Origin of the sequence: Devosia nitrariae (assembly GCF_030160115.1) — a bacterium.
In the GTDB taxonomy this organism is placed as follows: domain Bacteria; phylum Pseudomonadota; class Alphaproteobacteria; order Rhizobiales; family Devosiaceae; genus Devosia; species Devosia nitrariae.
In genome coordinates this window covers 317,474-343,345 of sequence record NZ_BSNS01000022.1, presented here as the reverse complement: position 1 = coordinate 343,345, position 25,872 = coordinate 317,474, and the positions used below count along the sequence as shown (strand labels likewise).

General features: G+C 64.0%; 29 protein-coding genes and 1 riboswitch. Of the genes, 15 read left to right on the top strand and 14 right to left on the bottom strand.

Annotated features, from left to right (window positions below):
* Positions 1–24 precede the first annotated feature (24 nt).
* From QQK18_RS21305 to QQK18_RS21275, 7 genes are all read right to left on the bottom strand, one after another.
* The gene (locus QQK18_RS21305; protein ID WP_284342382.1) at positions 25–1,032 is read right to left on the bottom strand and encodes an ABC transporter substrate-binding protein; all 1,008 of its coding nucleotides are present in this window, start codon (positions 1,030–1,032) and stop codon (positions 25–27) included.
* 3 nt (positions 1,033–1,035) lie between these two features.
* Positions 1,036–1,785: an ABC transporter ATP-binding protein gene (locus tag QQK18_RS21300; RefSeq protein ID WP_284342381.1), complete on the bottom strand. Its 750-nt coding sequence runs from the start codon at positions 1,783–1,785 to the stop codon at positions 1,036–1,038.
* Entirely contained in the window at positions 1,782–2,516 is a 735-nt protein-coding gene (locus tag QQK18_RS21295; RefSeq protein ID WP_284342380.1) for an ABC transporter permease, read from the bottom strand. The genes QQK18_RS21300 and QQK18_RS21295 overlap by 4 nt, the downstream gene beginning before the upstream one ends.
* A gap of 87 nt (positions 2,517–2,603) precedes the next feature.
* Positions 2,604–3,212 (bottom strand): YkoF family thiamine/hydroxymethylpyrimidine-binding protein, encoded by a 609-nt coding sequence (locus QQK18_RS21290; RefSeq protein WP_284342379.1) that lies wholly within the window; start codon positions 3,210–3,212, stop codon positions 2,604–2,606.
* Positions 3,204–3,316: riboswitch (TPP riboswitch) on the bottom strand. Its footprint overlaps the gene before it by 9 nt.
* Positions 3,317–3,565: 249 nt before the next feature.
* A complete protein-coding gene (locus QQK18_RS21285; protein WP_284342378.1) occupies positions 3,566–4,087 on the bottom strand; it encodes a P-loop nucleotide/nucleoside kinase family protein in 522 nt (173 codons plus the stop codon).
* A gap of 377 nt (positions 4,088–4,464) precedes the next feature.
* Positions 4,465–4,665, bottom strand: a complete 201-nt coding sequence (locus QQK18_RS21280) for a DUF3606 domain-containing protein (protein ID WP_284342377.1) — start codon at positions 4,663–4,665, stop codon at positions 4,465–4,467.
* A 163-nt stretch (positions 4,666–4,828) separates the two neighbouring features.
* Positions 4,829–5,527: an outer membrane protein gene (locus QQK18_RS21275; protein WP_284342376.1), complete on the bottom strand. Its 699-nt coding sequence runs from the start codon at positions 5,525–5,527 to the stop codon at positions 4,829–4,831.
* Between the two features lie 308 nt (positions 5,528–5,835).
* Between QQK18_RS21275 and ku the strand changes: the two genes are divergently transcribed.
* The gene (ku, locus tag QQK18_RS21270; RefSeq protein WP_284342375.1) at positions 5,836–6,690 is read left to right on the top strand and encodes a non-homologous end joining protein Ku; all 855 of its coding nucleotides are present in this window, start codon (positions 5,836–5,838) and stop codon (positions 6,688–6,690) included.
* Between the two features lie 10 nt (positions 6,691–6,700).
* Here ku and QQK18_RS21265 read toward each other — a convergent pair whose 3' ends face one another.
* Entirely contained in the window at positions 6,701–7,522 is an 822-nt protein-coding gene (locus QQK18_RS21265) for a class I SAM-dependent methyltransferase (RefSeq protein ID WP_284342374.1), read from the bottom strand.
* A gap of 274 nt (positions 7,523–7,796) precedes the next feature.
* Here QQK18_RS21265 and QQK18_RS21260 point away from each other — a divergent pair, with 274 nt between their 5' ends.
* Together QQK18_RS21260 and QQK18_RS21255 are read left to right on the top strand one after the other, a co-directional pair.
* On the top strand, positions 7,797–9,101 hold the full coding sequence (locus QQK18_RS21260; RefSeq protein ID WP_284342373.1) for an MFS transporter: 1,305 nt from the start codon (positions 7,797–7,799) through the stop codon (positions 9,099–9,101).
* A gap of 42 nt (positions 9,102–9,143) precedes the next feature.
* Positions 9,144–9,290, top strand: coding sequence for a hypothetical protein (locus tag QQK18_RS21255; protein WP_284342372.1), 147 nt, complete (start codon positions 9,144–9,146; stop codon positions 9,288–9,290).
* Positions 9,291–9,412: 122 nt separating this feature from the next.
* Here QQK18_RS21255 and QQK18_RS21250 read toward each other — a convergent pair whose 3' ends face one another.
* Entirely contained in the window at positions 9,413–9,880 is a 468-nt protein-coding gene (locus QQK18_RS21250) for a GNAT family N-acetyltransferase (protein ID WP_284342371.1), read from the bottom strand.
* A 116-nt stretch (positions 9,881–9,996) separates the two neighbouring features.
* On the bottom strand, positions 9,997–11,394 hold the full coding sequence (locus QQK18_RS21245) for an MATE family efflux transporter (protein ID WP_284342370.1): 1,398 nt from the start codon (positions 11,392–11,394) through the stop codon (positions 9,997–9,999).
* An 859-nt stretch (positions 11,395–12,253) separates the two neighbouring features.
* Between QQK18_RS21245 and QQK18_RS21240 the strand changes: the two genes are divergently transcribed.
* On the top strand, positions 12,254–12,721 hold the full coding sequence (locus QQK18_RS21240) for an arsenate-mycothiol transferase ArsC (RefSeq protein WP_284342369.1): 468 nt from the start codon (positions 12,254–12,256) through the stop codon (positions 12,719–12,721).
* 216 nt (positions 12,722–12,937) lie between these two features.
* On the opposite strand, the gene rpsU is transcribed toward QQK18_RS21240, so the two are convergent.
* A complete protein-coding gene (gene rpsU, locus QQK18_RS21235) occupies positions 12,938–13,204 on the bottom strand; it encodes a 30S ribosomal protein S21 (RefSeq protein WP_284342539.1) in 267 nt (88 codons plus the stop codon).
* A 329-nt stretch (positions 13,205–13,533) separates the two neighbouring features.
* Here rpsU and QQK18_RS21230 point away from each other — a divergent pair, with 329 nt between their 5' ends.
* The 3 genes from QQK18_RS21230 to QQK18_RS21220 all read left to right on the top strand — a co-directional run bounded on the left by QQK18_RS21230 (position 13,534) and on the right by QQK18_RS21220 (position 14,410).
* Positions 13,534–13,740, top strand: a complete 207-nt coding sequence (locus QQK18_RS21230) for a cold-shock protein (RefSeq protein WP_284342368.1) — start codon at positions 13,534–13,536, stop codon at positions 13,738–13,740.
* Positions 13,741–13,871: 131 nt separating this feature from the next.
* Positions 13,872–14,129, top strand: a complete 258-nt coding sequence (locus tag QQK18_RS21225; protein WP_284342367.1) for a hypothetical protein — start codon at positions 13,872–13,874, stop codon at positions 14,127–14,129.
* Positions 14,126–14,410, top strand: coding sequence for a hypothetical protein (locus tag QQK18_RS21220; protein WP_348523250.1), 285 nt, complete (start codon positions 14,126–14,128; stop codon positions 14,408–14,410). The genes QQK18_RS21225 and QQK18_RS21220 overlap by 4 nt, the downstream gene beginning before the upstream one ends.
* 281 nt (positions 14,411–14,691) lie before the next feature.
* Here the strand turns inward: QQK18_RS21220 and QQK18_RS21215 are convergent, their stop codons facing one another.
* Positions 14,692–16,110, bottom strand: a complete 1,419-nt coding sequence (locus QQK18_RS21215; RefSeq protein WP_284342366.1) for an MFS transporter — start codon at positions 16,108–16,110, stop codon at positions 14,692–14,694.
* Between the two features lie 139 nt (positions 16,111–16,249).
* Positions 16,250–16,711, bottom strand: a complete 462-nt coding sequence (gene cueR, locus QQK18_RS21210) for a Cu(I)-responsive transcriptional regulator (RefSeq protein ID WP_284342365.1) — start codon at positions 16,709–16,711, stop codon at positions 16,250–16,252.
* A gap of 325 nt (positions 16,712–17,036) precedes the next feature.
* Here cueR and dapA point away from each other — a divergent pair, with 325 nt between their 5' ends.
* Together dapA and QQK18_RS21200 are read left to right on the top strand one after the other, a co-directional pair.
* Positions 17,037–17,942 carry a 4-hydroxy-tetrahydrodipicolinate synthase gene (dapA, locus tag QQK18_RS21205; RefSeq protein WP_284342364.1) on the top strand — a complete coding sequence of 302 codons (906 nt, stop codon included), beginning with the start codon at positions 17,037–17,039 and terminating at the stop codon, positions 17,940–17,942.
* A gap of 64 nt (positions 17,943–18,006) precedes the next feature.
* Positions 18,007–18,882, top strand: a complete 876-nt coding sequence (locus tag QQK18_RS21200) for an arginase family protein (protein ID WP_284342363.1) — start codon at positions 18,007–18,009, stop codon at positions 18,880–18,882.
* A 12-nt stretch (positions 18,883–18,894) separates the two neighbouring features.
* Here the strand turns inward: QQK18_RS21200 and QQK18_RS21195 are convergent, their stop codons facing one another.
* Positions 18,895–19,614 carry a GntR family transcriptional regulator gene (locus QQK18_RS21195; RefSeq protein WP_284342362.1) on the bottom strand — a complete coding sequence of 240 codons (720 nt, stop codon included), beginning with the start codon at positions 19,612–19,614 and terminating at the stop codon, positions 18,895–18,897.
* Between the two features lie 247 nt (positions 19,615–19,861).
* On the opposite strand from QQK18_RS21195, the gene QQK18_RS21190 reads away from it, so the two are divergent.
* From QQK18_RS21190 to QQK18_RS21165, 6 genes are all read left to right on the top strand, one after another.
* A complete protein-coding gene (locus tag QQK18_RS21190; RefSeq protein WP_284342361.1) occupies positions 19,862–20,950 on the top strand; it encodes an ABC transporter ATP-binding protein in 1,089 nt (362 codons plus the stop codon).
* A 28-nt stretch (positions 20,951–20,978) separates the two neighbouring features.
* Complete coding sequence (locus QQK18_RS21185) at positions 20,979–22,268, top strand: ABC transporter substrate-binding protein (protein WP_284342360.1); 1,290 nt, start codon at positions 20,979–20,981, stop codon at positions 22,266–22,268.
* A 76-nt stretch (positions 22,269–22,344) separates the two neighbouring features.
* Positions 22,345–23,202 carry an ABC transporter permease gene (locus QQK18_RS21180; protein ID WP_348523249.1) on the top strand — a complete coding sequence of 286 codons (858 nt, stop codon included), beginning with the start codon at positions 22,345–22,347 and terminating at the stop codon, positions 23,200–23,202.
* A gap of 1 nt (position 23,203) precedes the next feature.
* Complete coding sequence (locus QQK18_RS21175; protein WP_284342359.1) at positions 23,204–24,019, top strand: ABC transporter permease; 816 nt, start codon at positions 23,204–23,206, stop codon at positions 24,017–24,019.
* Positions 24,016–24,750, top strand: coding sequence for an aspartate/glutamate racemase family protein (locus tag QQK18_RS21170; protein WP_284342358.1), 735 nt, complete (start codon positions 24,016–24,018; stop codon positions 24,748–24,750). Before QQK18_RS21175 ends, QQK18_RS21170 begins: the two co-directional genes overlap by 4 nt.
* On the top strand, positions 24,747–25,559 hold the full coding sequence (locus QQK18_RS21165) for a GNAT family N-acetyltransferase (RefSeq protein WP_284342357.1): 813 nt from the start codon (positions 24,747–24,749) through the stop codon (positions 25,557–25,559). The genes QQK18_RS21170 and QQK18_RS21165 overlap by 4 nt, the downstream gene beginning before the upstream one ends.
* Positions 25,560–25,872: the final 313 nt, after the last annotated feature.

Sequence of the window (25,872 nt, the reverse complement as noted above, 5' to 3'; positions counted from 1 at the left end):
CGGCCTAATACTTTCAGACCGACGTCATCGGGCATCCAGATAGGCATTGGTGTAGTACGCGGAAAAGTCCGGTTCCTCGGTCACCTCCGCGCCATTGCCGTCCTTGAGGATGCCGGTCTCGAAAAGAAAGCTGCCTACTGCGTCCATCTTGGCCGGATCGATGGCGCCGACCGCGCCGTCCTCGCCCTTAAGGTAGTGGCCGTCGATCAGCGCCTGCAGCGAGGCGCGGACGAAATCGCGGTCGAGCAGTGCATCATCATTGGCATCGACCAGGATGTCCGTCGCCTCGTCCGGGTGGGCGACCGCATAGGCATAGCCTTGCTGCGTTGCGGTGATGAAGGCCCGGGCGACATCGGGATGTTCGGCCAGATAAGCCTCGCTCGTGCCGATGAAATTGGTGTGCTGGTCGGGCACGCCGAAATCGGCATAGCGGATGGCGCGTTGCGCGCGTCCATCGCGTTCGGCCTTTACCCCCTCCCAGGTGTAGACCTCCAAAGTAAAGTCCACTGCGCCATTGTAGAGGGCCTCGTAGGCCGAGGTACCGAGCGTCACCGTCTCGAAGTCGCCCTTGCCCCCGTCGTTTCGGATGATCGTGCCGATCAGCGCAGTTTCCCAGGCGCTGCCGAACCCGGCATAGGTCTTACCGTCGAGGTCTTTGGGACTCTGGATATCCTGGCGGTCGGCATTGAACACCAGCCGCCCGGTCTCGGTCTGGACCAGCGCATAGACGGCGACGAGATCGGCTCCAGCCGTGCGCTGGGTGAAGAGACCGATCGATCCCAGGATGCCGAAATCGGCGACATGGTTGGCAACGAGCGTGCCGGCCGAGGTGTCCGTATAGGGCAGGATCTCAACCTCCAGCCCCGCCTCGTCGTAAAAGCCCTTCGCCTGCGCCACGAAGAGGCCGATATGGTTGGTATTGGGCGTCCAGTCGAGCGCCATGGTGACGGGCGTCGATTGCGCCATGGCCGGGCCGGCGGCTAGCATTGCAGCGAGTCCCAAGGCCAGAAGTCTGTGGGGGGAAAGCGACATGGTTCACTCCTCGGGATGAAACAGGGTTTTCAGGATGTCGGCTTCGATGGCGGCGACCTGCGGCGCAGCCGCGCTCGGCCGCGGATGGGCGAGCGGTACGTCGAACCGGCGCACGATCCGTGCCGGGCGGGCCGAGAGCACATAGATGCGGTCCGACAGCAGCACCGCCTCGCGCACGTCATGGGTAATCAGCAGCACGGTCCAGCGATGGCGCGTCCACATGCCGGCCAGCCAGTGCTGCATCTCTCTGCGGGTGAGGGCGTCGAGGGCTCCGAACGGCTCGTCGAGCAGCAGCATCGACCGCTCCTGTACGACCGTGCGTAAGAGGGCGGCGCGCTGGCGCATGCCGCCCGAAAGCTGCGCCGGGTAATGGAACTCGAACCCGGAGAGCCCGAACTCGAGGAAAAGCGGTTCGACCCGCGCCCGCGCTGTCTTGCGCGAGAGGCCCTCGACTTCGAGCCCCAGCGTTGTGTTGTCGATGACCCGCCGCCACGGCATCAGCGCATCGCGCTGCGGCATGAAGGCGAAGCGATGGCTGCCTGGTGCCAATGGCGCACCATCGACCAGGATGTCGCCGCCATCGCCCGCAAGTGCCCCGGTCAGCAATTGCAGCACGGTCGATTTGCCCGCCCCCGATGGGCCGAGGATGGACACGAACTCGCCCGGCCGCACCGAAAGGCTTATGTCGGCCAACACGGCAAGATCGCCGAATCGCTTGCGCACATGCCTGAGCTCAAGGCGCGGCGTGCTCATGGCTTGCTCTCCGCGAGCCGGGCCCAGGGCATGGCCGCCCGCTGCACCAGCACGGTCGCGCCGAACAGCGTGAGCGTGAGCGTAGCGCTGACGCCGACGGCGGCCAGCACCAGGTCGGGGCGGAAGTTGTTCTTGGCGTTGAGGATATAGATCCCCAAACCCTTCGCGGCTCCGGCATATTCGGCAAAGATTGCCCCCACCACCGCATAGGTGATCGAGATGCGCAGGCCGGCGAAGAAATAGGGCAGGGCCGACGGCAACCGGGCCGAGAGGAATATCCGCACCCGCGACGCTCCCATTGAAGCGAGCAGCGCCTCGATATCCCGGTCCGTTGCTTCATAGCCCTGCGCCAGCGCCACCAGCATCGGAAAGAAGGTGACCAGGGCTACCAGCACGATCTTGGGCGTCAGACCGAAGCCGAACCACAGAACGATCAGCGGTGCGATGGCCACCAGCGGCAGCGTCTGGGTGATGATGAAGACCGGAAACAGGGCTCGCCGCAGCGGCCGGAAGAAATCGACCAGCACCGAAAACAGAAAGGCTGCGCTCAGCGAACAGGCAAACCCGAAGGTGGTGGCCTGAAGCGTTGCCAGGCTATGCTCGGCGAGGGCCTCGCGCTGCTCAATGCCCTGAACGAGGATGCGCGAGGGCGCCGGCAGCGCGGTGGGCGAGATGCCGGAAAGCTGCACATAGGCTTCCCAGCCGAGGAAGAGCGCAGTGACTGAGAGCATGGCGGGGCCTGCACTTGCCAAAGCGCGGGCCAATGGGCGCGTAGGAGTAAACAGTGTAAACATGGATCGGCCCGATCGAGGCGCGTTTCAGCGGGCGCTGGGGCTGTTGGCCGATGCCGTCAGGTCGATGGTCACATGTCCTTCGGGCGGGCCGAAACGGCAGAAGGCTTGCTCGAGGGTTGCAAACAGCACGCCCGTGTCACCGGAAAGCTTGGTGGCGAAGTGCTTCGACTTTTCGAACGTGCCGGACTGTTTGAGGAAGTCGATGCAGCCATAGATCTCGTCCATGTGGCTGCCGCTGCCCATCACGTAGAGCGAGAACTGTGCCACGGAAAAGACATCGAGGACCGGTGCGCCACGCACCGCCGCAAGTGCGTCGGCATGCCGTTCGGCAAGCGGGGCAGAAGGCCCTTCGAAATGCGTCGACTGGCAGATGGCATCGTCCGGTTCACCCGGGCAGCCCCGCGAGATCGCCGCCGACAGCACGCAATGGACGCCGGTTCCGGCCGCGGCTGAAAAGAGGTCGCGCATGGCCGGGAACAGTACCTCCGGCGGCCCGACCAGGAGCGTCGAAACGTCGTCGGTCTCGATGCGCAGCCTCTCGCGATAGGGGGCGAGCGCAGAAAGTGCGCTCATGATGACGCCGACGAAATCGTCGGCCATGGGATAAAGGGAAATCTGTGCGCCAGAAAACATGGGCCCGCCTCGCTCCGCTGGTATTACCCAGATCAGCTATAGGGTCCGAAGGCATGCCGCCCTCATCTCAGCCCCGACCGTACGGAGCACCCCTGTGGATGGGCCATCCCCTAGAACAAAAGCCGGGATGACGCAAGGCGGATCGAAAACGGCAGCGGCAGGCCGGTTAGCGCCTGCCACCATCGCTTTCGAGATCGCTGATCACGTCTGGTGCTATTTCGACAGGAATGCCTTGGCGTGGTCGGTGGCGACCTTGGTCGCTTTCAGCATCAGGGCAATGCAATGCTGGAGAAGGCCAAGAGGTTCGCGACGGCGGCGCCGGCGGAGGCGTGAGGAAAGGGGCCGTTCCAGCCTCATACGCTCTGCTGCGGTCGAGGGTGATCCCACGCTTCCCACACATCGTAGAGGGCCAGTTCATCGGCCGTCGGGCGCTGGAAGAGTTCGGACCATCGGACGAGATCAGCCCGCGTCATCTCGAATGCGCCAAAAGGCCGATCCGCGTTGCGTCGCGAGACTCGACTCCAAAGTTCATCAATTGGAGGGTCGAGAAGACATAGGACAACCCGCGCGCCAACCTCGCGCGCCGCGACGCGGAAGACGTCTCGCTCATCCCTTGCCCAGACGCCCCAGTCAACGACCACATTGCAGCCAAGCTCAAGGGCGCGCACAGCGGTCAGCCACTGCAGCCGCTCGACCCTGCTCCGGAACGGACCTGTCTCGGCTTCGGCGGTGGACATGTTGGGGAAGAGTTCTTGCAGCCACTCGTCGCCGGTCAGGCGAAGAGCGGGGGCCTCTTGCTCAAGCTGCCTGGCCAGCGTCGTCTTGCCCGAGCCTGGCAACCCGCAGGTCAGAAACAACGTCGATGATCGGTTCATGGGCTTCTATAGCTTCTTCCAAAAGCCCGCGACGAGATCGGCCGAGCGCAGTTGACGCATGCGCTCATCGACAACCGTGGGCAAATGGGAAGTCCTTCAACAATATGCGTCACAAAACGGTCGGCAAGAGCCGCTGTTCGCAGCCGAGGCCGGAGAGTGCGCGCCAGTGGCGCGCCTATGGATCACGCAGTTGTTGCCATGACGGCACCCTACGGACGCAACTGAAGGCGGTCAACCGGGATCGCGGTCCAAGCAGCGTCGGGGTAATGGTGGTTCGATAATCTAGAGGCCAGAAAGTCGTGGTCCGTAGATCCGTGTCCCTGTCCGTTATCCGTCGGTCACGGCGATCACGTTGGCCTCGGCGAACCGGCCCGTTTCTAAACCTCGCGCGGTCGGCCGACCCGCCTTTGCGCGAGCTCTTCCGCCTTTTCGCGGCTCGGCCCTGCTTGCCGGATGATCTCGCGCGCTTCGTCAACGGATAGTCCGTACCGGTCGGCAAAGTGCTGCACTTCGTAGTCCTGGCCACCGCCGACGCGGGCGCGGTCCTGGGCTCCGGGGTCGGTCTTATCATCGGGCATGGCGATCTCCTTTGCTGCAACACGAACTCGGCGATCGGCTGTGAGGTTCCGGAGCACGGCGTTGGCGAACTGCACCACCGCCCCAAACGGTACAAACCCAACAATGAAAAGAGGCCCCGTGCCGAACACGGAGCCCCGATCGCTTCTTCAGGAGTGCAATCTTTTAGAAGCGGAAGTTGATGCCGGCCTTGACAGTGTGGAAGCCGAGCCACTCGTCGACCTGGGTGAAGCCGTCGTCGTAGATCTCCTTCTCGCCGAGGTCGGTATAGGCGTACTCGGTCTGGATCGAGACCATGTCGGTAACCTGGTATTCGACACCCGCGCCGATGACGAAACCGAACCGGTCGACGGCGTCGGTGTCGACAAGGCTCACACCATTGAACTCGATGCTGGAGTCGGTGCGCCCGAAGGCGAGACCGCCATGGACATAGGCGAGCAGGTCTTCATAGGCAAAGCCGGCACGCGCGCGCAGAGTTCCCAGATATTCGAGGGTCGAGGATGCCTCGATCGTGTCCGGCCCCAACGACACGCTGACGTCCGCTTCGTGATTGGTGATCGCGACGTCGGCGACGGCACCGACCACGAAGCTGTTGAACTGGTAGTCGGCACCGATCTGAACGCCGCCAAGGACACCGCCGCCGCTGATATCGGCCTCGATGACGGTGGGTCCGCCGGACGGGCCGAAGTCGTAGTCGAAATCGCCGCTGGTGACGCCGCCGAACACACCGGCATAAAAGCCGGTCCAATAGGCCGGGGTCTCGACCGGCACAGAGTAGGCAGGTTGCACCATTAGGGCATCAGCCGCATGTGCGGCCGCAGTCAGCGCCAGGGCCGAAGCCGCGGCAAGAAAGATGGTTTTCAATTGAGCCTCCAAGCCCCACGGAGCGGTTCAGCCGGAAATCGGCTCGCCCCGGTATCGTTGTCCGGGCGAAGTCATAGGGCCCGGTCATTTTTGAACGTCGGATCTCTCTCAGAACATTGAGAATTTAGCAAGTTTTATCCTGCCTCGCCATCGAGTGGGATCATCACGCATCTTCTGCGTCGGCTTTGTGTCGGGCAGGGCATCATCCAATGGGCGTCGCACCAGCCCGGTCCCGGCGGTAAGCATTTCGTTCCTGGGAACGATCGGCGTTAGCCGGGGTTGAATCGGCCTCAGCAAGTGGAGGCGTCATGGCGGAGCAACGACCGGTCTGGCAGGGGCAGATGCGCCTCTCGCTCGTCTCGTTCATGGTGCAGATCTATCCGGCCCTCAACGAGGGCGGCACGCGCTTTCACCAGATCCATGCGCCGTCGGGGGAGCGCATCCGCTACCAGAAGGTGGCCGAGGGCGTCGGCCCGGTGAAGCCCGAGGATATCTGGCGCGGCTTCGAATACGAAAAAGGCCAGTACGTGCTCCTCAGCGAGGACGAGGTCGAGGCGGTGCGTCTCGAAACCAAGAAGACCATCGATCTGGTACAGTTCAGCAAGGTCTGCGACATCGATCCGCTCTATTTCGACAAGTCTTATTTCGTAGTCCCGGCCGACGAGCTGGCTCACGACGCCTTCCGCGTGGTGCGCGATGCGCTGCGCGAAGAGGAGATGGCCGGCATCGGCCAGCTCTCCATGCGCGGGCGGGAGTACCTGGTTGCCATCCAGGCCTCGGGCAAGGGCATGATGCTCAATACCATGCATTACGCGGAGGAGGTCCGGCAGGCGCAGGAGTTCTTCCGACAGATCGGCGAGGCCAAGGCCGACCGCACCCTGATCGATGTTGCCGCCCAGGTGATCGAGCAGCGCACCGCAGCGTTCGATCCCAAGGTCTACCGGGATAACTATGAGGCAGCGCTACGCGCGCTGCTCGAGGAGAAGATCAAGGCGCTGCCGAAGAAGCGCAAGGCGAAGACCGAAAGGCAAGAGCAGGCTGAGCCTGCGTCGGCGGGCGCCAATGTCGTCGACCTGATGACGGCGCTCAAGGAAAGCCTCGAAGTCAAGCCGCCCGCGCAAAGCGTTCGACGTTCGGAGGGGCGGCGAAAGAAGGCGAGCTAATCCTACGCCTTCAGGCCCGCGCCAGGATCGCGATGCCTTTGAGGGCGCCAGCCTCAAGCCCGGCGATATAGTTGCGTCGCCGATCGAGAAAATCGTCACCCATGACGATCTGGTTGGCCATCATCCGTTCCGGCGATGGTGTCTGACCGGCCCGCCGGGCTTCGTGGGCATGCTCCACCTGAAGCGTCGTCTCGTCACGCCACTCGAGAATGGTTAGGCCCGCGCGCTCCAGTGCCTCGCGCAGACCCGACTCGGTCGTGAGATGGTTCGTCTCGGGCGAGCGCGCCCAGGGCAGCGGATAGGGCGGGTCCCGCCCCTCGATGCCGACTGCCTCACTCCAGAGGAGCCGGCCACCGGGCTTGAGGACACGCGCGATCTCGCGCGCCAGTCCTTCCTTGCCGGCTACGTTCATGGCAACGTACTGGCAGATGGCTGCATCGAAGGTTGCCTCCGGGAACGGCATGTCGAGCGCGTTTCCGACTTCGAACGTCACCCGATCGGCAAGTCCGCATCGCTCCGTGAAGCTCCTGGCGGCCGCAACGAAATCCGGTGTCAGGTCGATGCCCGTAACGCGGGCAGATGTCTTTGCCGCGACGAAGCGCGCGGGACCGCCGACGCCGCTACCGACGTCAAGCACATGCTCATCGGGACGAGGAGCAAGCCAAGCGACGTGCTCTTCCGTCGCTTTCAATTCGCGCGCATGAAGCTGGTCGTAGGGAAACAGCATCTCGGGCCGCAATTGGCCAGGATCAGCGCCGCTCGCCGCGACGGCAGCCAGAACGCGTTCAGCGATGCCGGTACTGCCGTAGTGCTGAGTAACCCCGTCACTCATCGCATTTCCCTCAAGGCCATCTTATCCGGACGCGAACACTCTGCCAACAGACTGAACATGGCGCTTGCCGCGGGCTCCGTGCTGGCCGTCACGCCGGCGAGGGGGGCGTTCAGGGTGGTATCCGGTGCGCTTTTGCAATCCGTCGCCAAGCACGTCAGACTATGAACCGATGCAGCGTCCGCGCCCTTATGCGAATGTTCAAACCTGCCAGCGGTGGCCAAAGCGCGACCGATACGTTGTCGAATAGCTGGTCCGGCCAACGGGAGTGTATCCGATGTCCACGATCGAGACCGTGGTGACGACCTGCAAGCGCGGCCTCGTCCTTGCGCCTGTGGCTGCCTTGCTGCTGAGCGTCGCCCTTCTTCTTCTCGGCAACGGCCTACTGGGGACGCTGCTCGTCGTGCGGGCCGGCAACGAAGGTTTCGCAAACGAGACGATCGGGGCGATGATGTCGGCCTATTTTGCCGGCTATGCGATCGGCGCTTGGTTCCTGCCGCAGGTGGTCATCTCGGTGGGGCACGTGCGCACATTCGCCGGTTTTGCCGCCGTTGCGTCGATGACGGCGATCCTTCACCTCGCCTCGATCGACCCGTGGTCCTGGACGCTTCTGCGCGCAGTGACCGGCCTTGCCTATGCCGGCATGATCCTCGCAACCGAGAGCTGGCTCAACGCCCACGCAGTGCAATCGACGCGTGGACAGCTGTTGTCGATCTTCGGCGTGGTTTCCATGGGCGCCTGGGCGCTCGGGCAGGCGCTGCTCAACGTTGCCTCGCCGGATGGCATCGTGCTCTTCCTCGTGGTCTCTCTCCTGATAACCGCGTCCGTCGTGCCGATCACACTGTTGCCGAGCCGACCGCCGGCGGACGTCGCGCAGGAGCCGTTCTCGCTGCGCCAACTACTCGCGATTTCACCGCTGGCAACCGCCGGCGTTTTTCTTGCAGGCCTTGCCATCGGCGCATTCTGGGGAATGGGGCCGAATTTCGCTCAGCGCATCGGTTTGGACGTCGGCGGCACCTCGGCCTTCATGGCCGCGGTCCTTGGGGGCACCCTCGTTCTGCAATGGCCGCTCGGCTGGGTCTCCGACCGCCTGCCGCGCAACATGGTCATTGCCGCGGCGGCGATAGGAGCAGGGGCCGCTGCCATCGCCCTCGCCGTGGCGACACAAGCGCCGCTGCCGGTGCTGTTGGTCATTGGTGCCCTTTTTGGCGGCCTTGGCATTCCGATCTACTCGCTGTGCGCGGCCTTTGCCAACGATGGCCTGTCACAAGGACAAATGCTCGGCGCCGCTCGCGGCCTGCTCCTGCTCAACGACCTTGGCACGGCAGTTGGACCGTTGGTCGGCGGACTTGCAATGACGGCAGCCGGCCCGGGCGGGCTTTTTGTCTACGCCAGCGTCTTGCTGGGTGTCCTCGCCGTCGCAGCGCTTCCGAACATGCGCATCGGGCGCTCGGGCGAAGCCGTCTCGACGCGGTGTCCGCACACGCCGCTCATTACCCTCTCCCTCAATGCCTTGCTACAGGGACAGGACGCCCCGCAGAAAGCGAAGCAGAGTCAGCCAGCGTCCTCGGGAAGCAGTTGAACAGCGGCGCATCCGCACCAGACGCAGGAGCGCCTCGGTCCGATGTCTGTGCTGAGACCCGGCCAGGGGGAGCGGGTCGATGCCCAGGCCGTAGATCAGTTGCTCATCGAAACCCGACAAGCTGAACCAGGCATCGAGCCTGCGGCGGGCGAACCGCAATATGGTGCGCAGGGCGTGGAATCCGGCTGACACACGGGGCGTGAATAATGGGCTCGCTTGCCGGCCCACACCGGTTTCATCGTGGGTTGCCATCTGAATGTCCTTTGAGAATGATCGGGTCTTGTCCGCTCGGCCGCTTGCGCGGGTGCGGCTCAGACGACCGCGAGTTCCGTCAGGCGCTTTTCCATCTTTACGCAGGCGAAGCGCACTCGATCGGGCAGTCGAAGCGACGTGACCTCTTGTGTCCGGTAACCGAGGCTTTGGTAGAGGGCTAAGCCGGAGAGCGTCGCCGTCAGATGCAGGGTGTCATGACCATTCGTGGCGGCGTCGCGTTCGGCTCTGTGCATGACAGCTGTCCCGACGCCACGGCGAACGGCGGCAGGGTCGACGAATACGCTGCGAACGGTCGGATATCCGGCCGTCGGCGCACCGTCATCGAGCCCGTTCGCATAGCTCGGACGCAATCGCGTCCAGCCGCCGCTGCCGATGATTGCGCCGTGATCGTCCTCGGCGACGAAAAAGTGCCCTTCATCGACAATGGCATCGTCCATGGTTCCGAATTCCCTCATGAAGCCTGTGATTTCGCTGGCCGAATAGAAGTTGCCGCCGAGAACACCCATGGAGCGTTCCTGCATCGCCCGGATCTCCACAACGTCGGCTGGACAGGCATGGCGGATGACATATCGGGCGGGGTTTGTGCTCGTTGGCATAGCGTTTATCCTTCCGTTGTCCTGTCCTAGTTGCGCGACGCGAGCAGTCGAGCGAGCGAAAGGAACGTGGTGACCAAGGTCCCAGCGGCGAGGCCGATCCAGATGCCGATGACGCCCGATCCCTGCGCCTCGCAGAGATAGATGCCCAGCGGCGCGCCGATCGCCCAATGGCCGACCAGCACGTAGATCATGGGCGCCCTGGTGTCTTTGCGCCCGCGTAACAGTCCTGCCGCGGCGGAGCCCGGACCGACCATGAACTCGATAAGGCCGAGCAGGATCACCAGGACGACGGCAAGTCGCATCGCGGTCACGCCCGCGGCGCTGTCGTCGAAGAACGCCATGGCAAAGGGCTCGGCGCCGGCGGCGAGCATGAGGAAAATAGCCGTTCCGAAAATGGCCGAAAGCGTCAGGCTGGTCGTAACGAGAACTCCGCCGGTGCGCGCATCCCCGAGGCTCTCCGCGCGCGCCATGCGCACCATGGACGCCTGCAGGAGGGCCACCGGCACGGCGTAGAGCACTCCCGCCAGGCGCAATGCCAGCGTGTGCGCGGCCACATCGGCCGCTCCGAGCGTGGCGGCGTAGAGTGTTGCGCCGAGGAATATGCCGAGTTCGGCGACCGTTGCGATTCCGATCGGGATGCCAACGCGCAGCACGTCGGCCATTGCGCGCCAGTCCGGCGCTGCTTTGCCTCGGGGGGCTGAAGCCGAGCCGCGCGCGCTGCGGCGAGCAACGACGACAAGAACGGCGAGGCTCGCCATGGCAACGATCAGCGACGAAACGCCGGCGCCTGTAGAGCCCAGTTCGGGGACGGGGCCGACGCCAGTCATGAAGAGGTAGTTCGCGATGGCGTTGAGCGGCAGCATCGCGAGCGTGACCTTCAGGAAGACTTTCGGCTTCTCGGCCGCGGTCAGAATGGTGCGATAGAGGATCACGCCGAGCATGGGCACGAGCGTCAGCGCCATGGCGCGCGTGTAGCCCTGACCATCTGTCAGCAGGCTCTGCTCAATGCGGAACGCTTCGAGCCAGGCAGGCGCCAGCCAGATCAGCGGGACGGCGAACAGTGCAAGCAAGCCGGCCGTCATCCATCCGGCACGCTCGAGGCGAGCGCGCTCCGGCCCATCCGCCTTGGCGACGGCGGCCGTATAGAAGGGAGCGATACCTGCAAGCACGCCAGCACACAGATAAAAGACGATCGAATAGAGGTCGCTTCCGACCGCAACGGCAGCCAGCGCGTCCGTGCCGAAGAGCGCCGAGACCATCATGGTGTCGGTGACGCTCATGCCCATGTTGACCATCGAGATCAGCGCGATCGGGGTTGCGAGCCGGAGGAGCGCGTGCGCTTCCGCAAGATGCAGGCGCCGTCCAGAGCCGGAGGCGGCAATGAACGTAGAAGCGGACAGGGTTCGCGAAGGAGCGATAGACATATCGGTGACTCATGCTGTTGCGTGGGTGCGGCGCATCAGGGGTCGCGAGGCGGGCCTTTATTGCATCGTCCCCGTGACCTCCGGCCGCGTCTGGCGGCCCGGTCGCGTGATTGCTCGAGCGCCGGGAGGGCTCGTGCAGCGGTTAGTCACAGAGACGGCGGGGAGACGACAGAGGCGAACCAGCCAGAATCGGGTGGTTTGCGCCAATCGGCGTTGGTGCCCGGCCAGAAATGCTCTGTCTGCCACCGGACGCGCCCCGTGGTGCTGTCGCTCCGAGACGTAGCGGTTGGTAAGCCAACCGCAATCAAGCCGGCCGACAGCTCTGACGGACTGCGAGCCGAAGCGCGGTCTCGGGGCCGTTTGGCACGGCGCCGTTGCGCCTTAGGGGGTCATTGGAAGTTTGCCCGGTGCATAAGGAGAGACTAAGAGCTCTCTGCTCGCGCTGTCGGATTGATGCCCGGTTCCGATCGGCAATTTCGCCAACCCTGTCTCCAACCGTCAAGGGAACGCCTGTCGTCGGAGTGAAGCGGCCCGCACCAGATTTCACTTACGCGCGTCCGGAAACGGTGATCCAGCCGGGTGACCTGCTGTGCCACGAATCTGGTCGAACGGTTCGCGGCGCTGGAGTGAAACGCAGCTCCTCGGGCGCGGCAGCGGGTAACGTAGAGATGCCGCCCGGGGAGACCGGGCGGCGCAAGGAGGAGATCAACTGAAGGCCCGAGCGGCCCTGGGACGCCCAAGCCTTCAGTTGCAACGTTGCACATTGCCGGCATGGCTTGGTATTGTAAATTCTGACAATGCGACCGGCTTCTACGGTAGCCGGAGCGCTGCAGGCTGCTGAACTGGCCAACGAGGTTTCATGCCGATGATGGAAAAGGTTCTCTGCGTCTGTCTTGGCAACATCAGCCGCAGCCCGATGATGCAGGCGGTGCTTCAGCAGCACCTTGGCGCCGCCTATCTGGTCGAAAGTGCCGGCGTGAGTAAAGAGTTGGCGGGCCGTGCCGCCAATAACCACTCTGTCGCGTGTATGAACGAACGCGGGGTCGATTTGAGTGGCCATATCAGCCGCTGGATCGGGGACCTGGAACTCGACCAGTACCGATGGATCGTTTGTGTCGGTCAGGACGAGGCCAACAAGGTCCGTTCCGCCCTAGGCGCAGTCGCGGCGAGCGTGATGGTCGCAAACGAGCATCAAGGCGGGATTCCGGACCCCTACGAACTTGGGCTGGCCGGTTACCGCGACTGCCTGGCTCTGCTGGATCAGGTCATGCCGAACGTCGCGCAGCAAATCAGCGGAGCCATGTTTGCAAGTACGAATGGCCGATAGCCACCCATTTCGCGCGTTCAAAGTCCTGGCGTCGGCTGGTCGGTAGTGATTCACTGTCTTCGAACCAGCGGTAGCGTCCGGGACAGGCTCTTTCGCACGTTGCTATAAAACTCAAGCCCCGTCGGCGCGGCCGGCGGGGCTTAAATATTACGGCACAAGGGCTGGCAGGATGAAGGTCCGGCCGCCCGATCCGAAAGACGGGCAGTCCTTGCAGGCTTATCTCGAAGCCTGGAAGCCGCGAGACGCGGTCTGCGGGCGGGCCGGGCGCTTGGGCGCGGCGATCAGACCTTCACGGATTGCTTGCTTGCGCGCCAGCTTGCGGCTGCGCCGGACGGCCTCTGCTGCCTCGCGCACGCGCCTCTCCGACGGCTTTTCATAATACTTGCGAAGCTTCATTTCGCGGAAGACGCCCTCGCGCTGAAGGCGCTTCTTGAGGACTCGAAGAGCTTGATCGACGTTGTTGTCGCGGACCTGTACTTGCAAAAATTTTCCTAACATGAACCTCGCCTCGCCCGATAAACGGGGCAGGCGGAAGGGCGGTGGAATCCGCCCGCGACTGCTGTAGCAGAGTTCGCCACCAGGACCAAATCGCAAGCGCCCGAGCGGAAGCCGGCTGGACCTTGACTCCAGACCGCCACCCCACGATATTGGAGTTTACGCGTTTCCAGCCCTTCTTGGCTAACTAAACTTCCCGGCAAAAACCGGTTGCTTGGCTACCCATTGAACTTGTGAACGTTGAACCCTTCCGCATGTTGCGGCGGGGAAACTTGCCCGTTCGCAGCTGCCTGCGGGCCCATCCAAAGGGAATGCCAATGATTACCGGCACCGTAAAATTCTTCAATTCCACCAAGGGCTTCGGCTTCATTGCGCCCGACGACGGCGGCAAGGACGCCTTCGTCCACATCTCTGCTGTCGAGCGCGCCGGCCTTTCCACTCTGGCCGAGGGCCAGAAGGTCACCTACGACCTCGAGCAGGGCCGTGACGGCCGTGCTTCGGCCACCAATCTGCAGCTCGCCTGATCCGACTAGCGAAAGCCCCGCACCGCGGGGCTTTCGACTATTAGAGCGGGACACTGTCCCGCGACAACGACACGTTAGAGCGGGCGATTTTGAATCCATCAAATCGTACTGCGCTCTAGAAGAGGGCACCGATGCGACACAAGTACGCTGTCGGCCAGATGGTTGACCTCATTCCTTCACCGCGGCTCAGCAACCGGCCCTCGGGACCGTGCGAGATCCTGCTGCAGTTGCCCTTCGAGGGTCATCGGCTGCAGTACCGCGTGCAATCGAGCGCCGAGAGCTATCAGCGGGTGGTCAACGAGGAGGACATGCGCCCCTCGACGGCCGCCTCCGACGGCACGCGCGAAGCGGCGTCGCATTTCGCGCGCATTCCGGTCTTGCGGCGATGAACGACAATTTCGACTACACCCACGCCGCAGAACTCTATCCCGGCCGTTCGATGACCGGGCGCCGTTCGGGCCGCTACATGCGCTTTCCGTCCGCCGCCGAAGCTGTGCAGTTCGCGGTCGAGAAAATGCCGCGCGAGCTGCTGCGTGGCGCCACTTTGGAAGTCGATGAAGAGCGGTTCCTGGGCGAGGCGATCCTTGGCCTCTACATGGCCGCGGGCTATCCCCTGCCGCGCGTGGAGCCCGGCACCCCCCTGCCGCCGACGACCAGCAATCCGGGCTAGTCGTACTCGCACTCAAAAACCAGAGCTGTCGCTGGCCGTGCCGTAGTGCGTGTCCAGAATGTCGATGAGCACCCGGACTTTTATGCGCAAGAAAATCGCCTGGGGACAATGATGCGGATCGCATGTTCGCCGAAGGCGGCACCGGCTTCGCACTCCTCCCGCAATCTGCTGTCGCCGATCGCCGCGGACATCATCATAAAGGCGGTCTGTCGAGCACTGCCCCCAAACATTCATCGTGCGTCCGGTGGAATCGGCGGGGGGCGCCCCCGCCGATCGTTAACTCAGCCGACCGGCACCTCGCTTTGCCGGGGCGCCGAGCGGATGAGCAGCAGCGCCGCAAGCACCGCGATGGCGGCCGTTACGCCAGCCCCGAGGAACGCGGCCTGAAAGCCGGCGAGCAGGCGTTCGGTGGTCGGGCTGACGCTATGGGCGATGCCGGACGCGGAGATCGCCACCATCACGGCGAGTCCGACGGCCGAGCCGATCTGGTAGGTCGTGTTGATGAGACCCGAAGCGAGGCCGGTCTCTTCGGGCTTGGCGCCTGCCATACCTGACATAGTCGCCGGAATGTAGGCGAGGCCCATGCCGAGGGCGGCCAGAACCGAGGCCGGCAGCACGTTGGCAACGAAGGACCCGTCGAGCGGCAGCTCGGCGAACATCCACAGCGAGCCGGCCATGAGCATCAGACCGAGGATCAGGCTGGTCTTGACGCCGAAGCGGGCGATCGACCTGCCCGAGAACCCGACCATCACGACCATGATGGTCACGGTCATGGGCAGGAGCGCGAGGCCACCGGCCAACGCCGAAAACCCGAGGACCTGCTGCAGATAGAGGTTCAGGAAGAACCACAGTGGGATCCAGGCAGCGCCGAGCAGCGCCATGACGAGGTTCCCCGCCGCCAGGTTCGGCGCGGCGAAGATGCGGAGCGGAAGCAGTGGTTCGTGCCGGATGACCTGAGTGGTCAGGAACACGGCAAAGAGCGCTGCGGATATCGCGAGCAGTGTCAGTATCTGGGGCGACCCCAAGCCTACCGACTCGATGGTGACGATCGCATAGACGAGAGTCGCCATCGCGCCGGTCACGGTGATCGCGCCGAACCAGTCGACCTTGCCGGAATTGCGCTGGAACTTGCGCAGCAGGGCTGGGATCAGCGCCAGGACAAGCAACCCCAGCGGGACGTTGATCAGGAACGTCCATGGCCAGGAGAGCCACTCGGTGATGACGCCGCCAAAGAAAACGCCAGCCGAGCCGCCCGCCGCTGCGGCAGCACCCCAGAAGCCGAAGGCCTTGCCGAGTTCGGCACCATTGTGGGCGAAGAGGCGCATAACGATCGTCAGCGCGGACGGTGCGATCAACGCGGCACCGACACCCTGCAACGCCCGGCCGGCAAGCAGACTTTCCTGGCTGTTGGCAAGACCGGCAAGGAGGGATGCCGCCGTCAGGATGAAGAAACCAGCCGCGAAAATCCGGCGCGCACCGAGGAGATCGCTGAGCCTGCCGCCCAACAGCAGCAGGCCTCCGAACGCGATGACATAGGCGTTGAAGATCCAGCTCAGCCCGCTGGCGCTGAAGCCGAGGTCGGATTGGATGGCGGGCAGGGCCACGCCGATAATCGAGGTGTCGAGAATCACGATGAACTGAGCCGCACAAAGCAAAGCCAAGGCGGCCCATCTCTTCGGATCAGGTGTGAAATCTTGCATTGGAATTCTCCAAGATCGAGTGTCCCGCTTGTCGCGATTGATCTCGGTGTCCGGCTTCCAACGCTTGGAGGGTCAATACCGAATTTTTCGAATTATACGGAAATGGAGAGGGCGCCGATTTTATCGGCGCCCTGAAGACCTAGCGGGCAGGGGAATATACTTGTGCGGCGACGCCAAACCGAGGCTGCCGCTTCCTGAGTTCCCTTGGCGGAGGCGCTACCGCGAACTCATCGATGATCGGGCAGTCCGGTCGGTCGTCGCCATGGCAGTTATCGGCAAGGTGCCTAAGTGTCCGACTCATGTCCTGCAGCGAGCGTGCCTTCTCCTCGAGCATCGCGGCATGCGCGAGGGCGAGGGCCTTCACATCGGCACTGGCGCGGCTTCGATCGCCCCACAAGTCCAGCAGGTCGCGCATCTGCTCGACCGAAAAGCCGAGGTCGCGGGCACTATTTATGAAGCGCAGGGCGTGGATGTCGTCATCGGTGTAGACGCGGTATCCGGCTTGCGATCGATGGGCCGGCGAAATCAGCCCGATGGATTCGTAGTATCGGATCATCTTGGTCGAGATGCCCGTGGCCTTGGCGGCGTGGCCGATGTTCATTGTACGTACTCCAGCTTGAGGACTGTGTGGTCCGACTGCTCCATCGTTTGCACCTTCCAATGATGGTAAGGTCAAGCCGATTTTGCAACCGTTAGCCGGACATCAGCCGACTGGGGCTATCCTTGCTTGACAAAGCGCCAGGGATGGCTGACGACAGGGCCATGACCTGCCGCTGCACCAAACTCACGGTTGCGAAAAAAGCCCCGTTCTAGGGGCAGTCGGTCGTCGCGCGCAAAAAAAGCAAGCCCTCTGATCAGATTGACCCCGCCGGTTTCGACGGGGTTTTTGCGTGCGCTCCGTCTCCGGCCTTTTGGAGATGGACCTCATGAACCCCACACATTCTGCCCTCACCGGCCTCTGGCTGCCGCTCGTCACCCCGTTCCGCGACGGCGCGCTCGATGAGCGCTCCCTCTACCGGCTCGTCACGCATTTTGCGGCGCAGCCGATCGACGGACTTATTCTCGGCGCGACCACCGGGGAGGGCACCTCGCTCGACGACGAGGAGGCCGAGCGGCTGGTTTCGATCACCAGCGCCGCCCTCGAGGCGGCGGGAAAGTCCATCCCGCTCTATTTGGGCCTTTCCGGCGCCGATACGCGCAAGACCGTCAAGGCGCTGGAGCGCACGGCGTCGTGGGACGTCACCGGCTATTTGATCACCTGTCCCTATTATACGCGGCCGTCGCAGCGGGGCTTGTTCGGCCACTTCTCGGCGCTTGCCGACAGCACGCAAAGGCCGATCCTTATCTACAACATCCCCTATCGAACCGGCGTCAACCTCGCCAACGAGACGATGCTGCAACTGGCCGAGCGCGCCAATATCGTCGGCGTCAAGGACTGCTCGGCCGATCCCGAGCAGTCCTTCGACCTGCTGCGCCGCCGACCGGCGGACTTCGCTGTGCTGACCGGCGAAGACTATTTGTTCTATGGCGCCCTGACGCTTGGCGCCGATGGCGGCATCACTGCCTCGGCGCATGTGTGTACGGCGCAGTTCGCTGCCATCCGCAACAAGCTCATCGCCGGCAACCAGGCCGGGGCACTAGCCGACTGGACGCGTCTTGCCGACCTGCCGCGCTTGCTGTTTGCCGAGCCGAGCCCAGGACCCATCAAGTATTGGCTGTGGCGGGCGGGGCTGATCGACAGCCCGGAGATGCGCCTGCCGATGGTGCCGATTACCGCTGAACTGGCGTCGCGGATCGACCAGGCGATGGCAGGCGGGAGCGAGGGCGCATAGCTGCGAACCCGGAACGGGCTGCGGCCGCACGCGTTTGGCATGAGTGCAGTGGGAGCCTCCACCAATGCGTTCATATGCCATCATCGAAGCGCCCTCCGGGCTCGGCCTCACCACGGACGGCGTCGAGCAGTTGCCGGACCGGCTCCTGGAGCTGGGCCTTGCCGAACGCATTGTGGCCCGTCGGGCGGGGCGACTTGCCGTCCCGACCACGGATCGCAGCCGCGACCCCGAAACGACGATCCTCAACGCCCGGGCGATTGCCGCCTGGTCGCCGACGCTTGCCGATGCGGTCGAGGCGGTGCTCGACGCGGGCAAGTTTCCGGTCGTTCTGGGCGGCGACTGCACTATCCTTCTCGGCCCGATGCTGGCGCTGCGGCGCCGGGGTCGCTTCGGCTTGCTCTACCTCGACGGCCATGCGGATTTCTTCCAGCCGGAGGCCGAACCCAAGGGCGAGGGCGCATCCATGGATCTGGCGTGGGCGACCGGCTACGGGCCCGCAATTGTCACCGATCTCGAGGGACGCCGTCCGCTCGTCCGGCCCGAGGACGTGGTGGCGTTCGGCTATCGCGACCACGAAGACCAGGCCGAGTACGGCAGCCAGCCGCTTCCGGCTGAGCTCGTCAGTCTCGATCTTCCCGCCATCCGCGAGCGCGGAATCGAAGCCTGCGCCCGCGCGGCGGTCGACCATCTGACGCGGGGCGAGCTCGAGGGATACTTCATTCACCTCGACGCAGACTGCCTCGAGGACGCCATCATGCCGGCGGTCGATTTCCGCATGCCCGGCGGCCTCTCCTGGGACGAATTGGCGGCTGCATTGCGGATCGCCCTTGCCAGCGAAAAGGCCGTCGGCATCGAGGTCACCATCTACAATCCGCGCCTCGATCAAAGCGGCGCGGCGGGCCACGGCCTTGCCGACGTGCTCGCCACAGTGCTTGGATAGCCTATTGCCGCACTATTGCGCCGCGGGAGTGCCAAGCGCCTCGGCGAGGGCAAGCCCCGCCGCGGTGCGCAGGTCTAGATCGGCCTCGATGTGGTCGATGTGGGTCAAGAGAAGCGCGCTGGCCCGCTCGGCATCGCCCGCGCGCAGGGCGCCGACGATCTCGGCATGTTCGTTATGGCCGCAACTCGACGCGCCCGAACGGCCGTAGAGGGCAATGACCAGCGACGAGCGGGCGACCAGCTCTTCCATGAAGCGAAGCATGATGGCGTTGCCGGCGACCTCTGCCAGCAGCAGATGGAAGTCACCGGAAGCGCGGATTTCGGCGCGGCGGGCCGAGGGGCCGCGCTCGCCCATCAGCCGGTTCTCGGCTGAAAGGCACGTCTCGAAGCGGGCGAGATCGGCCGCCGTCACCCGTGCCGCCGCGGCCCGGACCAGGCCCGGTTCGATCACCCGGCGGGATTGAAAGACCTGCCGGGCCTCCTCCGGGGTAGGGCTCGCAACGAACGCGCCGCGATTGCGCTCGATGCGCACCAGGCCCTCGAAAGCCAGCGCCTGCAACGCGGCACGCACCACCGTGCGGCTGACGTCGAACAGCGACCCGACCTCGACCTCGCTGAGCTTGGTGCCGGGCGCGAGCCGCCGGTCGACGATCGCATCGCGCAGGTGCTCGCGGATCGCCAAGGTGCGGTCATCGGATGCTGCTGTTGCGGGGGAAACGGCCTCGATGCTCATGCGTCCATTCATAAGCATAATCGCATGCAAGGGGAAGGAGTGATCGCATACGAAATTCCGGAAAATTGCATACAATTTCGGCGGGAACTGTGAACGCGTGCCCATAAATCGGGCAGAGGACTGCTTCGCTTACAGGGAGGGCCGATCGCGACGCGAACAAAAACCCGAGCTCTCAGGGACATAGCTCGGATCGATGAAACTGGCACGGCGGATGCATTGAAGTCTCTCGACCACGGAGAGACGCTTCATGTCGAAGGCGGTAGAGATCGACATCGCTTCGGTTTCCAAGATTTACGGCAAGTTCACTGCCGTCGATGCCATCAGCCTCAAAATTCCCGCTGGCAGCTATTGCTGTCTTCTGGGACCTTCCGGCTGCGGCAAGACCTCGACTTTGCGCATGATCGCCGGGCACGAGACCGTATCGCGTGGCGACATCGCCCTTGGCCAGACGGTGGTGACGGACCTGCCGCCGGCCAAGCGCGGCACGGCGATGATGTTCCAGTCCTATGCGCTCTTTCCACACCTCGACCTCGTCGACAATGTCGCCTTCAGCCTGAAGATGCAGGGCGTGCCCAAGGAACAGCGGCGGGCGAAGGCCATCGACATGCTGCGGCTCATGCAGATGGACGCCTATGCCGGCCGGCATCCCGCCCAGCTCTCAGGCGGACAGCAGCAGCGCGTGGCGCTGGCGCGTGCGCTCATCACAGATCCCGAGGCGCTGCTGCTCGACGAGCCGCTCTCGGCGCTCGACCCCTTCCTCAAGGTGCGCATGCGCGCCGAGCTCAAGAAGCTGCAGAAGAGCCTCGGCATCACCTTCGTCCATGTGACGCACAGCCAGGAGGAGGCCATGGCCCTGGCTGACCTGATCGTCGTCATGGACAATGGCAGGATCGAGCAGGCGGCGACCCCGCGCGAGGTCTTCGAGCGCCCGTCGACGTCCTTCGTTGCCCGCTTCATGGGCGACCACAACGTCATCCCCGGCAAGGTCGCCGGTGCCGAGGACGGGCGCGTCAGCTTCGACGTGATCGGTGGCGGCAGCTTCCAGGCCAGTGGCGCGCCGCTGGAGGCCGGGTCCGACATCGACGTGGCGGTGCGCATCGATCGCGTGCGCATCGGCGAGAGCCCGATCAACGGCCTGGGTTTTTCCGGCATCGTCTCCAACCTCGAATACCGCGGGCCGAGCGTGAAGCTCACCATCGACGGGGCCGGCATCTCCGATTTCACCGCCATCGTAAGCGATACCGCCTTCTTTTCCACACCAGTCGATGTGGGGGATGCGGTGCCCGTCCACTGGGACGCCGAGGACGCCATCGTCCTCGCACGTGCCAATTCGTGAAGCCGCCAGCAACAGGGAGACTGACACCATGACGGATACGACCAAGAAGACCGGAATTTCTCGCCGAAGCCTTCTCAAGACCGGCGCAGCCGCCGCGGCCGGCGCCGCGCTCGGCTCCGGGGCCATCACCGGCTTTCCGACCATCTGGGCGCAGAACCCGATCACGCTGCGCCAATTCGGCACCGGCGTGTCGAACCTCAACGCCATCGCCGAAAAGTGCAAGGAAGACCTCGGCATCACGCTCGAGATGACGGCGACGGATTCCGACGCCGCTGCCCAGCGCGCCGTCACTCAACCCGACAGCTACGACATCGCCGACATCGAATACTGGATCCTCAAGAAGGTGTTCCCCACCGGCGTGATCCAGCCGATGGATACCTCGCGGCTGACCTATTACGACAAGATCGTGCCGCTCTTCAAAAACGGCAAGCTGACCCCCGACAGCGTCATCGCCCAGGGCACGGCGCCGCACACGGTCGGCTTCGTCGAGGGCCCCGACAGCAAGAGCTTCGCTGCCGGCGAAACCGGCTGGTTCACCATGGTGCCAACCATCTACAACGCCGACACGCTCGGCATCCGGCCGGATCTCGTCGGCCGCGACATCACCTCTTGGGCCGACATCATGGATCCGGCCTTCAAGGGCAAGACTTCGATCCTCAACATTCCGTCGATCGGCATCATGGACGCGGCCATGATCATGGAAGCCATGGGTGAGCTCACCTATGCCGACAAGGGCAACATGACCACCGAGGAGATCGACAGGACCATCGACTTCCTGATCGCCGCCAAGCAAGCCGGCCAGTTCCGCGCCTTCTGGAAGAGCTTCGACGAAAGCGTCAACCTGATGAGTTCGGGCGAAGTGGTGATCCAGTCCATGTGGTCGCCGGCCGTCGCCGCCGTCCGCGCCAAGGGTATCCCCTGCGTCTACCAACCGCTGAAGGAAGGCTACCGATCCTGGGGCGGGGGCCTCGGCCTTGCCGCTCACCTTTCTGGCGCCCAGCTCGATGCGGCTTATGAGTACATCAACTGGTACACCTCAGGCTGGGTCGGCGGCTATCTCAACCGCCAGGGCTACTACTCGGCGGCCATGGAGACGGCCAAAGAGTACATGTCGGAAGACGAATGGGGCTTCTGGATCGAAGGCAAGGCGGCTGCGGGCGACATCCTCTCGCCCGATGGCGTGGTGATGGAAAAGGCCGGTGCCGTGCGCGACGGCGGTTCCTTCGAAGAGCGCATGGGCAGCGTTGCCTGCTGGAACTCGGTGATGGACGAGGATCGCTACATGGTCCGCCGCTGGAACGAGTTCATCGCGGCCTAACCGCCCGGGAAGCGCGGGACCCGTCGGTCCGGCGCTTCCCACCTCGAGCTGATTGCCGGATGCCGGAGACGACCTGGTGAACACGCTGCTCAATCGCGCCACGCCCTATCTGCAGGCGACGCCCCTGGCGGTCATCCTGGGGTTCTTCCTCGCCGTCCCAATCCTTCTGTTGCTGATCGTCAGCTTCTGGGACTACGACTTCGCCGGCATGTATCCCGGTTGGGAGACATTCAACTATACCGATACGCTCGGAAGCTGGGTCACCTGGAAGACCTATCTCAACACCCTCAAATACGCGGCCATGGTTTGGGCACTCACTGCCTTCATCGGCTTCTGGGTTGCTTATTTCCTCGCCTTCCACGTGCGGTCGGCCACGACGCAGATAGTGCTCTTTCTCATCTGCACCGTGCCGTTCCTCACCTCCAACATCATCCGGATGATCTCCTGGATCCCGGTGCTGGGGCGCAATGGCCTGGTCAATTCGGGCCTCGTCAATGCCGGCATCGTCGAGCAGCCGATAGAGTGGCTGCTCTATTCCGATTTCGCCGTGGTTCTGGCCATGGTGCACCTCTACACGCTCTTCATGGTCACCCCGATCTTCAACACCATGATGCGCATCGACAGATCGCTGGTCGAGGCGGCCCGCGATGCTGGCGCTGCCGACTGGCAGATCGTCTGGAATGTGATCCTGCCGCTGGCCAAGCCCGGCATCGCCATCGGCACCATTTTCGTCGTGACGCTGGTGATGGCCGATTTCTCGACGGTGCAGGTGATGAGCGGCGGCCAGTCCGCCTCAGTCGCGCTGATGATGCGCAATCAGATGTCCCTGCTGCAGTATCCGGCCGCGGCTGCCAACGCGATCGTGCTGCTGGTACTGGTTCTCGTCATGGTCGCCGGAATCCTGCGCATTGTCGACATCCGCAAGGAGCTTTGAGATGGGCGACAAACGCACCCTCGGCTTTTACGTGCTCGCTGCCTTCTTCGGGCTGTTCGTGCTCTTCCTCTACGGCCCGCTGTCGGCGGTCTTCATCCTGTCGTTCCAAGGTCCCAATGGCGGCCTCACCTTTCCGCTCAACGGGGTGTCGCTGCGCTGGTTTGCCAATCTCTTCGAGCGTCAGGCGGTGGGCGATTTCGGCGCTAGCTTCGGCCGCTCCTTTGCGCTCGGCCTCATGGTCATGGCAGCGACCGTCACGGTCTCGCTCCTCGCCGGCCTTGCCTTTCGCCGCAGGTTCCTCGGCGCCACGCCGCTCTTTTATCTGACCGTCGCGAGCCTGGTGATCCCGTCGATCATCGTCTCGCTGGGCATCGGCGTGCTGTTCCAGCAGGTCGGCTGGCGACCAGCCTGGTTCAGCTCGGGGTACGGCGCACACCTCACCTGGACGCTGCCGTTCGGAGTCCTGATCATGTTCGCCGTCTTCAACCGCTTCTCGCCGAGTTACGAGGAAGCCGCCCGCGATCTCGGCGCCAGCAACTGGCAGACGTTCCGGCACGTTCTGCTGCCGATGATCGCGCCGAGCCTTGTCGGTGTCGGCCTTTTCGGCTTCACGCTCTCCTATGACGAGTTCGCCCGTACGCTGATGACGTCGGGCAGCTCCAACACGCTGCCGCTCGAGATCTACGGCATGACCACCAATGTCACCACGCCCGTGCTCTATGCGCTCGGCACGGTAACCACCGTCTTCTCATTCCTGGTGATCCTTGCGACCCTGGGGATCATCATGGCCATCAATCGTCGCCAGGCCCGTTCATGACCCGCATCCTCGTCGTCAACCCCAACACCACCGCCAGCATGACGGCAACCATTGCCGCCGCCGCGCGCGAGGTGGCGGGGCCCGCGACCGAGATTGTGCCGGTCACCTCGCCCATGGGCCCGATTTCGATCGAAGGCTATTACGACGAAGCCTTCGCCCTGCCCGGGCTTCTCGCCGAGATCAGGGCAGGGGAGAGCGCCGGGGTTTCGGCTGCGGTCATCGCCTGCTTCGACGATACCGGGCTCGACGCCGCCCGGGCAATGGCGCGCATTCCGGTCGTCGGCATCTGCGAGGCGGCGCTGGCAACAGCCGGTTTCCTTGCCAAGCGTTTTACCATCGTCACCACTACCGAGCGTTCGCGCGTGCCGATCGAGGAACTCACCCAGCGCTATGGCATGTCCGGACGCGCCAGGGTGCGTGCCGCCAACATCCCGGTGCTGTCGCTCGAAGACCCCAACTCGGGCGCGCGCGATAAGCTCAGAAGCGAAATCACCCGTGCCATTGCCGAGGACAATGCCGAGGCGATCGTCCTTGGCTGCGCCGGCATGGCGGATCTGGCGCGCACCCTCTCGCGCGAATTCGGCATGCCGGTGATCGACGGCGTCAGCGCCGCAGTCAAGCAGGCCGAACTGCTGGTGGCGCTGGGGTTAACGACCAGCAAGCGCGGTGCTTATGCCAGTCCGGTGACCAAACCCTATCTCGGGGCTCTGGCGGAGTTCGCGCCGGCATGACGCGCACAATCCGCACGCTCACCCTGCCCGAGATCGAGACCCTCATCGACTGGGCCGCGGGCGAGGGGTGGAATCCTGGCCTTCATGACGCGCGCGCCTTCCAGGCCGCCGATCCTTCCGGCTTTTTCGGCGCCTTCATCGGCGACACCCTGGTCGCCGGCATTTCTGCCGTCGCCTACAATGATCGCTTCGGGTTCATCGGCCTCTATATCTGCCATCCCGGCTGGCGCGGGCAGGGGCATGGCAAGGCCGTGTGGGATGCCGGCATGACATATCTCGGCAACCGTACGATCGGGCTCGACGGTGTGCCGGAACAGCAGGCGAACTATGCCCGCATGGGCTTCGTCGTCGCCTACGACACCATGCGCTGGAGCGGCACCTTGCCGGCGCCCGAACCGTATCCGAGCGTGCGGGCAGTGACCGATCCTGCGGAGATCATGGCGCTCGACCGTCGTTGCTTTCCGGCGCCGCGGTCCGAGTTTGTCCGCCACTGGATCGCGCCGCCGCATCGCAGCCTGGTGTTGCAGCGCGATGGACACGTGGTCGGCTGGGCAGTGTCGCGCCCATGCCGGAGCGGCTCCAAGATCGGCCCGCTATTCGCCGCCGACCTCGAGGCAGCAATGGCACTGCTGCGCAGCTTTTCCGGGGACGTCCATATCGACGTGCCGGTGGCGCAGCGGGAGTTCGCAGCAACGCTCTCCGGTTTCGGCTTTGCGGCTTCGTTCCGGACCAGCCGGATGTATCGCGGCGAGCCGCCGAGCCTGGAGCTACCCTTGATCTACGGGGTGACGAGCCTCGAACTGGGGTAGGGCAGCATCTCTCCCCACCCACTGCGTGTCATCCTCGTGCAGGCGAGGAACCAGCCTGGAACACCTCGTCGACCATGGAAAGTTCGGTTAGCTGCGCCTTCCGTGCGCCGCACACACACACCTTGCGGCTGTGGCGAAATCTCAGGATGGGCCCCCTGCGCTGGGTGACAGCCGGTGGGTGGGGAAGCATGGTGCGCAAGCCGCGGCTCCTTCACGGCCGCTCCCACAACCCCAATGTCATTCCGGCGAAGGCCGGAATCCATCTTGAGATATCCCGCCAGCCGCAAGGTGTATGAAACGGGCACGAAAGATC